Source organism: Acinetobacter johnsonii CIP 64.6, assembly GCF_000368045.1.
Taxonomy (GTDB): Bacteria; Pseudomonadota; Gammaproteobacteria; order Pseudomonadales; family Moraxellaceae; genus Acinetobacter; species Acinetobacter johnsonii.
In genome coordinates this window covers 105,867-120,111 of sequence record NZ_KB849229.1, presented here as the reverse complement: position 1 = coordinate 120,111, position 14,245 = coordinate 105,867, and the positions used below count along the sequence as shown (strand labels likewise).

14 protein-coding genes are annotated in these 14,245 nt (G+C 45.4%); all 14 read right to left on the bottom strand.

Going from position 1 to position 14,245, the window contains the following annotated elements:
* On the bottom strand, positions 1 to 942 hold a 942-nt coding region (locus F986_RS18465), incomplete at its 3' end, for a BapA/Bap/LapF family prefix-like domain-containing protein (protein ID WP_004684338.1).
* Positions 943 to 1,771: 829 nt separating this feature from the next.
* Entirely contained in the window at positions 1,772 to 2,206 is a 435-nt protein-coding gene (locus F986_RS00550) for a hypothetical protein (RefSeq protein WP_004684337.1), read from the bottom strand.
* An 18-nt stretch (positions 2,207 to 2,224) separates the two neighbouring features.
* Positions 2,225 to 3,445 carry a beta-ketoacyl-ACP synthase gene (locus tag F986_RS00545; RefSeq protein ID WP_004684335.1) on the bottom strand — a complete coding sequence of 407 codons (1,221 nt, stop codon included), beginning with the start codon at positions 3,443 to 3,445 and terminating at the stop codon, positions 2,225 to 2,227.
* Entirely contained in the window at positions 3,445 to 4,170 is a 726-nt protein-coding gene (locus F986_RS00540; RefSeq protein WP_004684334.1) for a 3-ketoacyl-ACP reductase FabG2, read from the bottom strand. The genes F986_RS00545 and F986_RS00540 overlap by 1 nt, the downstream gene beginning before the upstream one ends.
* A complete protein-coding gene (locus F986_RS00535) occupies positions 4,167 to 4,604 on the bottom strand; it encodes a hotdog family protein (RefSeq protein WP_004684333.1) in 438 nt (145 codons plus the stop codon). Before F986_RS00535 ends, F986_RS00540 begins: the two co-directional genes overlap by 4 nt.
* Positions 4,601 to 5,797, bottom strand: a complete 1,197-nt coding sequence (locus F986_RS00530) for a beta-ketoacyl-[acyl-carrier-protein] synthase family protein (protein ID WP_004684332.1) — start codon at positions 5,795 to 5,797, stop codon at positions 4,601 to 4,603. Before F986_RS00530 ends, F986_RS00535 begins: the two co-directional genes overlap by 4 nt.
* A complete protein-coding gene (locus F986_RS00525) occupies positions 5,790 to 6,347 on the bottom strand; it encodes a DUF3261 domain-containing protein (RefSeq protein WP_004684329.1) in 558 nt (185 codons plus the stop codon). The genes F986_RS00530 and F986_RS00525 overlap by 8 nt, the downstream gene beginning before the upstream one ends.
* Entirely contained in the window at positions 6,337 to 7,638 is a 1,302-nt protein-coding gene (locus tag F986_RS00520) for an NAD(P)/FAD-dependent oxidoreductase (RefSeq protein WP_004684326.1), read from the bottom strand. Before F986_RS00520 ends, F986_RS00525 begins: the two co-directional genes overlap by 11 nt.
* A gap of 18 nt (positions 7,639 to 7,656) precedes the next feature.
* Positions 7,657 to 9,981 (bottom strand): MMPL family transporter, encoded by a 2,325-nt coding sequence (locus tag F986_RS00515; protein WP_004684324.1) that lies wholly within the window; start codon positions 9,979 to 9,981, stop codon positions 7,657 to 7,659.
* On the bottom strand, positions 9,956 to 10,597 hold the full coding sequence (locus F986_RS00510) for a LolA family protein (RefSeq protein WP_004684322.1): 642 nt from the start codon (positions 10,595 to 10,597) through the stop codon (positions 9,956 to 9,958). The genes F986_RS00515 and F986_RS00510 overlap by 26 nt, the downstream gene beginning before the upstream one ends.
* Before the next feature lie 7 nt (positions 10,598 to 10,604).
* Positions 10,605 to 11,024, bottom strand: coding sequence for an acyl-CoA thioesterase (locus F986_RS00505; RefSeq protein ID WP_004684321.1), 420 nt, complete (start codon positions 11,022 to 11,024; stop codon positions 10,605 to 10,607).
* A gap of 9 nt (positions 11,025 to 11,033) precedes the next feature.
* Positions 11,034 to 12,566 carry an HAL/PAL/TAL family ammonia-lyase gene (locus F986_RS00500; RefSeq protein WP_004684319.1) on the bottom strand — a complete coding sequence of 511 codons (1,533 nt, stop codon included), beginning with the start codon at positions 12,564 to 12,566 and terminating at the stop codon, positions 11,034 to 11,036.
* A gap of 5 nt (positions 12,567 to 12,571) precedes the next feature.
* Positions 12,572 to 13,486, bottom strand: coding sequence for an LpxL/LpxP family acyltransferase (locus F986_RS00495; protein ID WP_004684317.1), 915 nt, complete (start codon positions 13,484 to 13,486; stop codon positions 12,572 to 12,574).
* A 17-nt stretch (positions 13,487 to 13,503) separates the two neighbouring features.
* Positions 13,504 to 14,238, bottom strand: coding sequence for a glycosyltransferase family 2 protein (locus F986_RS00490; RefSeq protein ID WP_004684315.1), 735 nt, complete (start codon positions 14,236 to 14,238; stop codon positions 13,504 to 13,506).
* Between the last annotated feature and the right edge of the window lie 7 nt (positions 14,239 to 14,245).

The following is a 14,245-nucleotide window of genomic DNA, read 5'->3' as shown; positions in this document are numbered from 1 at the left end:
AATGTCGTCAGCCGTCAATACTGTTTCTTCACCGTTGACGATAACACTGTCACCAGCTACCGCATCTGCAGGTAAATCAATCTTAACGTCGACTTTGCCATCTGCATCAATTTCATCTGCGGAGATCCATTCATCGCCATTACCGATGGTGACCGAATCTGGAGCTAAGGGGGCTGTAGTATCCACAGTTGCTTCTGCTTGAGTCGGATCTGACTCATTGCCATCTTTATCCTTGATGATCACATCGACTTCTAATGTTTCGCCTTCATTCGGTGCGTCCACTTTAACGATGATTTCACCTTCAGCAATGTCGTCAGCCGTCAATACTGTTTCTTCACCATTGACGATAACACTGTCACCAGCGACTGCATCTGCAGGTAAGTCAATCGTAACGTCAACTTTGCCATCTGCGTCAATTTCATCTGCTGTAATCCATTCATCACCATTACCAATCACCACTGATTCTGGGGCACTTGGTCCTTCGTTCGTTTCGCCTATCCCCTTATCAGAATCATTTCCTGAATCATGCCCTGCCCAAGCTAAAATGCCGCCTGCAGTCAATGGAACTGCGGCCCAAGCCCATGGAGAAGCAGCATCATTCTCACCATATAATAAAGGCCCTACATCATTGAGTTCTGCATAGGTCGCACTTAATGATTCCTCATTAGAGCTAAACTCAACCCAAAGCAATTTATGATTAACATCATCTTGCAAAACAAGGCTGTTATCTGCATCAAAAAAGCCCATTATTGTTATTAATTCACCACTTTTTAAGACAACAACGAGATTGTTACCTTCCTTTTTGTATTCTTTAATATCTTCTGAAGAGATTTTAAGTTGAACGACCGAGGGGTTCTGCGCTGACAATTGTATTTTGCCCGAGGCATTTACCTCGATGCCTTGGTGAGACTTTTTATCAATTAACGTGACTTTCTGATCCATGTGTACATCCTTTTTCGAGTTTCATTTTTAAGTATTTTGAAGCTTTAAACCGAGTCACTAAATGAAAGGTGTCATGTACTAGAAAGTTCTTTAACTGGTCAGTTTCGGATACCAATTGACGATTCAACTTAGCTTCTAAGTTTTCCATTGTGAATTATCTTAGCACTGAATTTTTGCAATAAAATACACTTGTCCTAAATATAAAAATCGTAAAATAGACAGACAAATATTGTTTAAAATTTCTACACAACCTAACCTAATTGCAACTTTTAAAGATCTATAGATCACCTGCATACACTGGTTCAAAGTGGAAACCATTCGCATTAAAAATCACATTAAAAGCTTTCTTATTGTTCATTTTTTTTGGCGTTTAACAGAAGGTTTTATATTTTAAAAATCACATTATTTAAGTTTTTATTTACAATCGTATTTTTAGATTTTTGTTACTTTATGTAAAGCCAACCAAAAAGGTTGGTTTTCTACCTCAATCAATATCGTTCTCACCAAAAATAGTGATAAAAATTTAATTTTCACCCACAAATTATGCCCTCGTTACAGAGGAAAAAACGATCTTTTTGGAAATTCCATACTTTAATTCATCTCCATAATTTTCATCTATTTTACATAGCAGAAAATCTAATGGATGAGCCAGTTTTTACGAGGGATAAATCAAGAGCGATAAAATATTTCAGGCCCGCAAATGACTTTGCGAGCCTGAAATATCCCAGTATCTATTGTTCGTTAAATATTAGATTTAGATACGGATCGAATGCTAAAAATAGCTTGTGTTCAATTGTGCATTGAATCAAACCATTTAAATCATTGAAAATTAAAACTTCACCAAGTCACCTTTCAACGCCACGCCTGCGAGTGCCGTACCTTTCGCGCATTGGTAAGTCGTCGTACTCCGTGTTTCATTCGACTTATAGAAACTCACCAGGTTGGTCACAGCATTTGCGCCATTGGCTTTGGCTGTATTTTGAAATTGAATCAATGCCGAACGAAGTACGTGATCACATGAACTTTCCGCAGATTTGGCAAAACCATTGGTCTTTTTATTGGTCACTAGGCCCTTTTCAATCACCTTTCCGCCCGACTTGGTGCCCGCCAAATAAAATTTCACTGAGCCATCGAGTACGCCATCTGCAACAGCACGGTTTACCGCTTCTTGAAATTTAAAATCATACATTTTATCGGCAGCCTGAGCTGATGCAATCGCACCTAAAGACAACACAGCGACTGCACAGATTTTTTTGAATAACATGGTTCTACCCTTATTTTATTAGACACGTTTAAAAATCAAGGAGGTATTAATCCCCCCAAAAGCAAAATTGTTGCTCATCATAATTTGCGTTTCTGCTGAACGCATGTCTGAAACAATATAATCCAGATCGCCACAAGCACTATCAATCTGATCTAAATTCAGCGTAGGCACCAACTGATTACGTCGCATCATTTCGATACTCAACCATGCCTCAATGGCGCCGCACGCCCCGAGCGTATGCCCAAAATAACTTTTTAATGAGCTGATCGGCTTTTTCCCCAAGATGCGCGCGGTTGCTTGTGATTCAGCAATATCCCCCTGATCGGTCGAGGTGCCGTGTGCATTGACATAATCAATATCCGCGGCAGCAAGCTGTGCATCTTTCAGTGCCAACTGCATACAACGGCCCATCATTTCAGAATCAGGTCGAGTCACATGCTGACCATCGGTATTGCTACCATAACCGACAATCTCAGCATAAATGGTGGCCCCGCGCGCTTGAGCATGTTCATATTCTTCTAAAATCAAACAGCCTGCGCCCTCACCCACCACCAAACCATCCCGGTCTGCATCAAACGGGCGTGGCGTTGTCTCAGGTCGATCATTTTGCACACTGGTCGCCAACAGCACATCAAACACGGCAGAACCGGCAGCACTGAGCTCTTCTGCTCCGCCTGCGATCATTACGGTTTGTTTACCATATTTGATCGCTTCATAAGCTTGACCAATAGCCATAGAACCTGAAGTACAGGCACTTGAAGTCGGCAGCGTTAAACCTTTTAGGCCAAAATATACCGTCATATTGACTGCACTGGTATGCGACATCATACGAATGTAGGTTGTGGCATTGAGTTGACTCATATTGTGCTCAATCAACATCGAGCCAAACTCACGTACGGCATCCACACTGCCTGCAGAGGAACCAAAAGCCACGCCTGCATCGCCACTTTTTAAGATATCAGCATGTAGTAAACCTGCATCTTCCAATGCTTTTTCAGCACATACAGCAGACATTAAAGCAACACGCCCCATGCCACGGGTCACCTTACGGTTAAAGTGCTTCGGTACAGTAAATGACTCTACTGGACCAGCCAATTTACTGCGTAAATCAGGATAAATTTCCCAGTCAGGCATATAGCGAATACCGCTTTTCCCTTGTGCAAACTGCTCAAAAATTTGCTCTGCGGTTTCCCCCAAAGAGGTAATACCAGACATACCTGTCACAACAACACGTTTCATTAGATCAAGCCTCCATTGACTGAAATCACTTGGCGGGTGATATAACTGGCATCATCACTACATAAAAACTTCACCGCTTTTGCGACTTCTTCCACCTGCCCCATACGTTGCATCGGGATCATCTTCAAGGCGTGTTCTTTAACTTCTTCCGTGACCATTTCTGTTTCAATCAAGCCTGGAGCCACACAATTCACCGTGATTTTGCGTTTGGCCAATTCCAGTGCCAATGCTTTGCTCGCACCAATCAAGCCTGCTTTGGCAGCACTATAGTTCACCTGACCTCGATTCCCCATGATTCCAGACACCGAAGATAAAGTCACAATACGTCCGCCCTTTTTCAAGCGGATCATCGGCATCATCAGAGGTTTCAGCACATTATAAAAACCATTCAGCGAAGTAGAAACGACGTCATCCCAGTCTTCATCGGTTAGTGCGGGGAAAGCACCATCACGGGTTAGTCCTGCATTCAACACCGCACCATAAAAAGCACCATGCTGTGCCATATCTTGCTCTAAAATAGCGGCAATCTTTTCACGCTCATTCACATCGAACATCAGTACATGGCTAGCCTGTCCAAGCGCTTGAATCTCCTGAGCCACTGCTTCGGCCTCAGACTGTCTTGAGCGGGCATGGACCGTGACATCAAAGCCTGCCTTTGCCAATTCCAAAGCAATCGCTTTACCTATTCCACGACTTGAACCCGTGACTAAAATTCTTCTGTTCACACTAGTTTTCCAATGATTTCATTCATATTTTCAGGCTCAAATACGCTTAATATGGCGCTGAACTGATGCTCTTGATATACAATTTCACAATTAAACTGCCCAAGACCTTCGTGCAGATAACTTTGTTCTACCCGAATCTGCACCGTTGTGCCCAAACTATAATAGGCACAAGGTAACTGCATTTTACGGGTGCCCAATAAAAAGCCAATTTTCGGTGGCAATCCTTTAGTCTGTCCTTTATAGCCTGCATAGGCGCTGATGGTCTGTGCCATAAGCTCAATGCTGCTCCATGTGGGCAAACCTTCTGGCTCACAAAACATCAAATCAGCGGTAATGTGAAGCTCTGCAATGGCAAACTCATCATTAGCTTCAATTAGATGACTCACGAAAACCATCGGTTTTTCATGCGGAATAAATTGTACAGCATCCATCATGGCAAAGCCGTCCCCAAAATTAAACTGATATTGCTTCCGCCAAAGGCAAATGAATTGCTCATTACATAGCGAATCGGTGCAGCCAAATGTGGAACACGCACATAATTTTGCCCAACCAAAGCCTCGTCCAATTCGCCTGCATGATGCAGCGGCAACCAGGATTGATCCAATAAAACCTGCTGGCAAATAAAGGCTTCGATTGCACCCGCTGCCCCCAGACAATGTCCCGTTTTGTGTTTGGTGCTGCTCAAGGCCACAGCTGCATCTGAAAAAACGGTCTGTACCGCCTTAATCTCCATCGCATCATTTTGCGGTGTGGATGTACCGTGTAAATTCAAATAACCAATATCACCTGCTTCAAGCTGTGCAACAGTTAATGCGTTTTGCATTGCCTCTACAGCCCCTCGTCCTTCGGGATGTGGTGCTGAAATATGCCATGCATCCATTGACTCGCCACTCGACAGCAACATCACAGCTGCAGGTGCTTTAGACAATAAAAACAGCCCTGCGGCTTCACCAATATTAATACCGTCACGGTTGGCACCACAGGGCTGACAAATTCCGCTCGATAAGCTTTCTAAACTCTCAAAACCATTTAAGGTCAGCTTGCATAGGGTGTCGACTCCACCAACTAAGACAGCATCGGCCAAATCGGCATTCAGCAGACGTTGCCCCGCCGCCATCGCTTTAGCTGCCGAGGAACAAGCGGTAGAAATAGTATAGGCAGGTCCATCCCAGTCCAAATAATGTTGTAAGGCCTTCGCCAAACTGCCCATTTCCTGTTTTTGATGTTGTACAGACTGCGGTGTTGGCTGCTGCAACTGCGCTTTTAATACAGGCTCATTATCTGCGATTCCAGACGTCGATGTGCCCATAATCACCGCAAGACGCTGTTTAGAGAACTGTGCAGTATAGGCACGAATCTCAGTTTCAATGTGCGACAAAGCAGTCAGCGCAAAGCGTAAATTTCGTGAGTCTGCACCGCTTAAGTTTTCAGGAATGTCCTGTATCAACGCTGAGTTATATGCGCCAACCCATACCGTACGCCCCGCAATCAGATCCTCTCGTTGCGACAAGGTATTTTCTATGCTTGTTAACGCATGTTGAAGCTCAGCGGTATTTTGTCCCAAAGCCGACAGCGCCGCACTAAACTGAATACCAACGGCTGAAACATGCTGTAGATTTTTAGTCATGATGGTCACCTTGATCATCTTCTAAAGTATTGCTCACTGCACTGATCACCATCTGATAAGGCACTTGCAGATTATCTAGCTCAATTACTCCCTCATTTTGCTGAATTTTCAATACGGGCTGTTGCTGTATATAAATGGTATCGTCTTTCTGCACGACCGCATTTTGAGCTGCATGTAACGCAGTAAAATTTGGATAGGTCGCATACAGAATATCGCGTACCACGTAATCGAAAGGTAACAGCTTCATCGCTTCAATCCGCTGTTCTACATACACTTTTTGACCATCAAAACTGAGCTTAAACAACTGCTGTCCTGTAAGGCTGAGCGCTAGCATGTCAAGTGACTGCCCACGTTGCTGTTGGTACAGTAAAAAGCTGAAACTCTGGGTTTTCCACTGCACTTCAATTTGGTCTTGGCGCTGGTAATTCTGCGCAGCCCACTGCGGGGTCGCGAGTCCTTGCGCTTTTGGGATCCAGCTTTGGCAAGCACTACAAAGCAGAGCACTGACTAAAACCCAACTGATGGTCTTTAAACACAGCTTAAGTTTCATCGGTCAGCGACTCTTTTTGGGGTTGTTCTTCTCGGCAATATTCGGCCAAAGTGCTCAGACGTTGCTTGGCATTACGATGAATCGGGTTGCTCGCATCCCACGCATAACCTGCCAGTAAAGAAGCAATCATACGACGGATTTTTTCATCCTGATGCGTGGAGAACACCACATCCTGAAATTCACCTGAATACCATGACTCGACATAGGCACGGAACACTTGAATGCCTTTACGTAGCGGCTTTTCATATTGCTCCATCCAATCGACCGCCTGGCCTTGCAGCACTTGCTCGACCAAAGGCACCGCTAGACTGGAAGATTTCAAGGCAATGGTCACCCCCGATGAAAAGACAGGATCTAGGAACTCACCTGCATTGCCGAGTAGCGCATAGTTGTTGGATGCCAAATGTTTAACATCGGCAGAGTAGCCCACCAAAGTACGTACAGGAGTATCATGTTTAGCATGACGCAGCACATGCGACAAACTGGCATCATCCGCCAAAATACGCTTCTGTAAGGCTTCTAAGTCATAGTCCGCACTGCCGTCATAACCGTATTTTTCAAAGAAATCTTGCTCCGCCACGATGCCAAATGAAGAGCGCCCATCGGCAAAGGGAATCAGCCAATACCATGCACGGTGGTCTTTTTCATGCACTGTAATTAAAATTTTCTCGCGGTCAAAATCAGGATCATTCAATAGACCATCTTCAATATGGGTAAAGACTGCACGGCGTACAGGAAAGTCCGACGGGCTTTCTAAGTCGAGAAACTTTGGCAAAATGCGGCCAAAACCGCTGGCATCCAAGAGGAACTTGCCTTGAATTTGGTAGCTGTCGCCTTGCGCATCTTTGACCGTCAAAATCGGCTGTGTAGATGCCACATCGACCGCCAAGACTTCATGGCCAAAACGGATGTCTGCGCCCATTTTTTCGGCTTGCTGTGCCAAAAGCTGGTCAAAGTTGGCACGCCGTACCTGCCATGTAGTGCCTGGACCTTCGCTAAACTTTTGAGTAAAGTCATAAAAACTGCGCTGCGTACCTCTTAAAAAAGCCGCGCCATTTTTAAACTGAAAGGCATATTCATCGGCATGTGCGCGAACGGTCTCCAACAAACCCGCTTCTTCCAAAAACACCATACACTGCGGCAATAAAGATTCACCAATGGAAAACCTCGGAAAATATTGCTTTTCGATGACCGTGACTTGGTAACCTTTTTGACGCAGCAAAGCTGCAGCCGAGCTGCCTGATGGTCCCGCCCCAATAATTAAAACATCTGTCTGTTGCATGGTGCTCATTGCACTGTACCCTTTGACTCAGCTCTTTGGCTGATATTGTTGAACCACCACATGTTTCGCATCGGAGGATGTAAAAAGTGTGGCATAAATAAATGAAAAAATAACGCCCAGCAACACTGTTAAGCCAAAACTGTGAATGGCATAAGTATGACTAAAGGACAGCAAACCAAAACCAAAGAACGTCGACATCATGCACAGAAACAAAGCCATACCCACCACTTGTGGATGATCATGTCCGTGACGGTAGAAAATCGCATAGTCCACCCCAATTCCAATGATCAGGAAGGTACCCATAATGCTGAATAAATTAATCTCGACACCGAGCCAGGCTTGAATCGCAAACGTGGTCATTAGAGCCATACTGACAGGCAACACCAAAGGCAGAATGGATTTTTTGCCATAAAGTGCCCCTAAGCCAATGGCTAAAATCATCAAAGCGCTGAGCAATAGCCACTGTGCCTGCTCACGGTGCTGTTTAAACAATTCAGACAGTTGATGAACTGGACGTAACAGTTGTACATCCGCAGTTTCAAGCTGTTGCACGGCTTTGACGTCATGCACATTTTGCAGCATCACCAAACGTTGCGTCGGACTCATCTGTAGAAAATGCAGGGGATGGTCTTTAAAGACGGCTTCAGTCAGCAACGGTTGGTCTTTTAAATGCGCTTGCCAGTTTAAAACATCCGCTGCATTGAGCTGTAACGCTTGCGCATATTTCACTAAAGCCGGCTGAGGAATCGCCTGTAACATTTCAACATTCTTTTTTTGCTGCTCAAGCGATGGAATCCACTGCCCTAAAGCTTGTACAGCATCTAGCTTTCCAGCCTGCTGCAAGGGAGCAAGTTTTGCCAGCAGTTGTTGTTCATGTTGTTCTAACTCTGCTGGGGTTCTGCCCTGTACCACAAAATATTCGCTGCTTTGCTGTTGCATAAAACGCGAACGAATATATTGATCTTCCTGCTTTAAGGTGGCATCCATACTTTGCAAATTGCGGATGTCATCATTGCTTTTCAGGAAGGCGAGGCTGCTGCCTGTCACCAGTACAATTAGTGCAATCATGCCATAACGTAGCGTGTTGTGGCTCTGCACATAACTGCGTGCTTTGCCAATAAAGCCCAAAGTACGTATCGCAGGTTCCGCATTCAACGCAGGCAAACGTGGCAGCAGTAAAATACTGGTCACCCATGCGGCACTCAGTCCAACCATGGAAAAGACCGCAATCTGTTTAAAGCCCGGAAATGGGGTAAAACTCAGCACCACATAGGCCAACAGCGTGGTCATTAGCCCCACAAATAAACTCGGCAATAATGGTTTTAAAACAGTAAATCCATCGATCTGTCGGTGCTGAGACTGCATGGCCATGAAGTAAAATGAAAAATCGACACAGACCCCAATCAAACTGGCACCAAAAACCAGTGTCATCAGGTGAATTTCGCCGAAAACCCAATAGGTCACAGCAAAGGCCACTAAGCTGCCTGTGCCGACTGCAACCATTTCCGTCAACATCGGTCGTATTGAACGGAAGCCAAACCAGACCAAAAGCAAAATCCCGATGGTCGAACCCACGCCAATGGTGGAAATTTCCTCTTTGGCAGAGTTGGTTCCGAACTGTGCAAACAACAGCGTACCTGTCCAATGCGGCTTGACCTGCAACTGGTTGAGTTGCTGATTGATATTTTGGATAAACGCAGCGGTCTGCTCTTGGTAGGCAATATTATAAGGGCTGTTATTAAGCTGAAGCACCATCAGGCGCGAGATACCTTGCTCATCACGAATCGTAGCAAAGCCCTGCTCTAAATTGATATTGGCATTGCTTTGTAAAGTGCTTAAACCCACTGCATAACGCGGGAACAGCAGCAAGGGATCTTGCTTGAGCATTTCAGCCGTGATCGGCATGCCGGGACTCATCAGTTGTAATAAGCTTTGCTCTGTCAGTGCGGCATCATCCTGCTCCTGCACCATCTGCTGATCGGTCTTAGATAATAGCCCTGCTTTGTGTTGATACAGCGCTTGGGCAAATTGATCAGGATCAAGCTGCGGCCGAACAGGTAAAAACAGCTGACTTTGGTCGGCTTGGGTTTTGAGTGCTTGCGTTGCCTGTTCGAGTTGCTGATCCGTTTTGGCATCCAATACCACAAAAACTTTGTCATTTAACTGCTGACTCACATATTGCTGTGCTTGTTCCAGATGAACATCCTGATGTGCCTCAGGCAGCAAAGCAAAAATATTGGTCTCAATCTTAATACCTTTATTCAGCCAAGCCACGCCCAGTGCCAAAGCAATGACACACAGCACTAACAGCCAAAGGGCGCTAAATTTATTTTGCCAATTGGAAAAGTGCATTTTCCGCAGCCGTTAAAGTTTGAGGTTGAGCCGTTTGCTGGCTAAAACGAATGATGGTGCGGTTATTGGCTTGTTCCAAAATTGTAATACGATCCACATAACGCTGACCTTGGGCATCAACTTGAACAAAAAGCTTTTTAAACAGACTGCTTTTCGGCGTTAAGCTGACATTCCACTGCGTCGGACTGTAATTGGCAGACACCACATTAAAGTTTTTAGCGAGTGCCGCTTCATTGCCCGACATCAACTGTAAAAACATCGTCGCTACAGAGCCATAAGGAGTCTTATCGACTTCAATTTGACTGCTAGTACGCTGTGTCTTTTGTACCAACTTACGCGGTGTCACCACCAAATCGGCTTTGACTGGACTTTGAATTTGCCACAGTACCCCTTGGTTTTTGCTGAACAGCACCGCGCCTTTGGACACATAGGTTTTATTCAAAGAGGCCAGTTTTTTCTGTTGCTCAAATTGAGCACGCACCACAGGCGTTGCACCGAGCTGAGCAAACACCTGCTTCAATTCAGTATTTTGTGCACTCACTGCGGGAGCAAGCAAAGTCATCACACTGGCTGTACACGCAACCAAAATCGGCTTAAAAAATTTGTATCGAATCATGCTTGCATTACTCCGCTTTAAACTCAGGCCATGCATTTAAACAGTCCAACAACACCTGTGGCGACTGGAAGCACATTTCACGTTTTTCAATGTGCACCGCCACTTGCGAGGTATAGCCCTTGGTCAGCTTTCTGCCCGAAACTGCATCGAAAATCAGATATTCAATTTTCAGGCGGTTTTCCCATTCTTTTAAAATGGCGCGCACGCGAATTTTTTGCTCAAACTCAATACCTTGTACATAGCGCACATGACTTTCAATCACTGGCCATGCATAACCCGAGTCACGCATTTGGTTATAGTTATAGTGAAATTGATCTAGCAGTTTGCAACGCGCGATTTCAAAATATTTTAAATAATGCCCGTGCCACACCACGTTCATTGTGTCGACATCATGAAAGGGCACTTCAATGATTACATCAGCATGCATGCTCATTTCCTATGAATATTGAACAGCAACGCTGTCTAACAGTTCTAAATCCTCAAAGCGATTAACCAATGCTTGAAGCTCTTGTTGCAAAGGACGATCTTCCACTACATAGGTGAAGCTCTGAAGCACCCAGTGTTGAAATGCTGTTAAAACAGGGCTGAGTTCTGTATCTACACCTTTGAGTTTAACCGCCTGAACTGCTGCACAGCTAAGTGCCGCAACCACTTGTTCGGTCAGAGTAATGACACGACTGGCATCACGCGCAGCAATGGTGCCCATGCTAACTTTGTCTTGATTATGACATTCGGTTGAGCGTGAGAAAATCGACGCAGCGAGCGTCTGTTTTAAGGCTTCTGCCGTCCATGCCGAAACCCCGATTTGCACCGCTTTAAAGCCATGATTCAAGGGCAAGCGCTCAGGACTAGAACCCGTTAAATTGCGTGGTAAACCATTGTTCATTTTATAGTCCACCAACTGTGCCAACTGACGATCCATCAAGTCAGCAATATTCGCGATCATAATTTTCAGGCTGTCCATGGCTTGGGCAATATGTCCGCCATAAAAATGTCCACCATGCAGTACCCGCAGGTTCACAGGGTCAATCAATGGGTTGTCATTGCTTGAATTTAGCTCATTTTCAATAAACTGACGCAGCCACAATTTAGAGTCTTCAAACACCCCAATCACATGCGGTGCACAGCGTAGTGAATAACGGTCTTGCAGGCGTGAACTTTGGTGTTCGGTTTGTACTTCACTATTCAACCATTCACGTAACTGAGCTGCAATATGCTGCTGCCCCAGATGTGGTTTTTGCGCAAACAAGACTTCATCAAAATGGCTCGGATTCCCTTCTAAAGCCAAAACATTCAGTGCGGTAATCAAAGTACTGGCAAAAGAAATCTGTTCGGCTTTTTTATAATTCAGGCAGGCAATGGCTGTCATGACCGCTGTACCATTCATCAGGGCCAAACCTTCTTTAGGACGCATCACCAAAGGCTGCAAGCCTTTTTCTGCATACACTTGTGCAATCGGCACGATCTGACCTTGATAGTACACATCGCGCTCACCAACCAAGGCCCCAGCGATATAAGACAAAGGCGTCAGATCCCCACTGGCACCCACCGAACCTTCCGAGGGAATCACAGGAATCACATCCTCATTCAGCATCCAGACCAAACGCTGCAACAAGGCATGCGAAACACCCGAATAGCCGCGTGCCAAAGAACATAACCTCACCACCACCACAGCACGCGCTGTAATTAAGTCTAAGTTTTGCCCCATGCCACAGCCATGAAAACGCGACAAATGTAGCGGCAGCTCATGCACTTGATGGGCTGGAATTTCGACTAAGCACGAGTCTCCATAGCCCGTGGTCACGCCATAAATGACGCCTTCGTCTTGCAACAGCTGATCAAGGAAATCTGCGCCGCGTTGAATCAATGCTGTCCATTCAGCAGAGGTAGGCAATGCCACCTGTTTTTCTTTACGCGCTACAGCCACAACATCTTCAATACTGAGCGGAGTTTCCCCAACAATTAACACAAGACTTATCCTTTATTCCAAAAATTATAAAAATTAAACCATTGATAGGGCGCGCGTATGCAATGCTGTTCCAACAGTTGCACATACTGCCTTGTGGTCTGTTGCATGGCCTCTAAACGCTCTTTACGTGGCCAATTTAACTGCTCCGCGACTTGGTGAATATGCACTTCAAAATGTGTATCAACTCGATAGCAAAACACCGCCAGCACAGGAGCTTTCAACAAACTGGCCAAAATCCATGCGCCCTGCGGCCACAGCGCTTGCTCACCCAAAAAAGCAACCGATTGTACCCGATCCGACTGCACGGGTACGCGGTCTGCTGCCACAATCACCCATTCACCCTGATCCAATTTATCCTGCAAAATCAGTGCTGTTTCGATTCCTAGCTCATCCACTGAAACCAAATTGACATCGGCATGTTCATTCAGCTTTTTTAAAAATGCATTGAACTTGGTGGCATGTTTTTGATAGACCAACACATTAATTTTCTGCGGATGCTCTGCTTTGACGGCGCGTAACAATTCAATATTGCCAAAATGCGACACCACAATCACCGCACCTTTTTGATAATGCGAACGAAAGTGCGCATGACCATGCAGCTTTAAGTTCTGCTCAGGAATATGCCCGAGCCAGCCCTCAATTTTATCTAAAATACATTCGCCAAATTGCATCAAATGCGTATAGCTGTGCCACAGCTGCGGCTCAGCCTGAAACGGCGACTGCGCACCTGCAAAATGATGCAGTTTTTTTAAGTACAACAGTGAAGCCTGACGTGCAGTATTGGAAAAGAGCCAATACCATAAAATCACAAAGTATAAGATGACTCGGCACAGCCAGCGCCCACCCAGACGGTAGAAACCCAGCATCAGCATTAGCGGTAACATCCCGCCCCGCTCTTTCACGGCGCTCCATTTCTGCATATGCTTCTCTGACCGCCTTAGCCTTTGACTCTCTGATAAATCAGTTTGGGAAACCGCCGCAGCATGCCACCCAATAAGCGGCTATGCGCGCGCGCCATACCCAAATTGTCACGCCAAACATCGAAATGTGAAATGCCGCCTTCAGGATAAATCACATGCGTGGGCAGATTGATAAACGGCACATTGTCCCATTTCAAACGCACCAAAATTTCCGAGTCAAAGCCCATCCTCGGTTGAAACTTGGCGGTATTTAAAATGTTTACCGTCTGCGCCAAAGGATAAATGCGGAAGCCACACATGCTGTCTTTAATGTCAAAAGACAGGCTGTTAATCCACACCCAAATATGGGTTGCATAACGGCCATAGAGACGTTTTTTTGGAACAGTCGCATCAAAGATCGGCTGACCAATAATCATGGCTTCGGGATGCTGGATAGAGGTGTCTAAAAAGCGTTGCACATCCTGCCAGTCATGTTGTCCATCAGCATCTAGTTGCAAGGCGTGGCTATAACCAGATTGAAAGGCATGCTTGAGACCTGTGATCACCGCCTGCCCCTTGCCCTGATTATAGGTATGTTCAACCAAATCGGCCCTTGGGTAGTTCTGCGCAAGCTGATGTAACACCGCCGTACAATCGGCATCACTGCCATCATTCACCATAATAATCGGCAACTCAAAAGAGCTTAAATGTGATAATAACGCGGCCAAATAATGCGGATGGTTATACACAGGAATCACAAAGCAGTGTTTCATTTTTGTC

Bases quoted from the DNA above. Each gene is read 5' to 3' on its own strand.
- F986_RS00550 (WP_004684337.1), bottom strand. From the start codon at position 2,206: ATGTTATTCAAAAAAATCTGTGCAGTCGCTGTGTTGTCTTTAGGTGCG.
- F986_RS00545 (WP_004684335.1), bottom strand. From the start codon at position 3,445: ATGAAACGTGTTGTTGTGACAGGTATGTCTGGTATTACCTCTTTGGGG.
- F986_RS00535 (WP_004684333.1), bottom strand. From the start codon at position 4,604: ATGATGGATGCTGTACAATTTATTCCGCATGAAAAACCGATGGTTTTC.
- F986_RS00530 (WP_004684332.1), bottom strand. From the start codon at position 5,797: ATGACTAAAAATCTACAGCATGTTTCAGCCGTTGGTATTCAGTTTAGT.
- F986_RS00525 (WP_004684329.1), bottom strand. From the start codon at position 6,347: ATGAAACTTAAGCTGTGTTTAAAGACCATCAGTTGGGTTTTAGTCAGT.
- F986_RS00520 (WP_004684326.1), bottom strand. From the start codon at position 7,638: ATGAGCACCATGCAACAGACAGATGTTTTAATTATTGGGGCGGGACCA.
- F986_RS00515 (WP_004684324.1), bottom strand. From the start codon at position 9,981: ATGCACTTTTCCAATTGGCAAAATAAATTTAGCGCCCTTTGGCTGTTA.
- F986_RS00510 (WP_004684322.1), bottom strand. From the start codon at position 10,597: ATGATTCGATACAAATTTTTTAAGCCGATTTTGGTTGCGTGTACAGCC.
- F986_RS00505 (WP_004684321.1), bottom strand. From the start codon at position 11,024: ATGCATGCTGATGTAATCATTGAAGTGCCCTTTCATGATGTCGACACA.
- F986_RS00495 (WP_004684317.1), bottom strand. From the start codon at position 13,486: ATGCAGAAATGGAGCGCCGTGAAAGAGCGGGGCGGGATGTTACCGCTA.
- F986_RS00490 (WP_004684315.1), bottom strand. From the start codon at position 14,238: ATGAAACACTGCTTTGTGATTCCTGTGTATAACCATCCGCATTATTTG.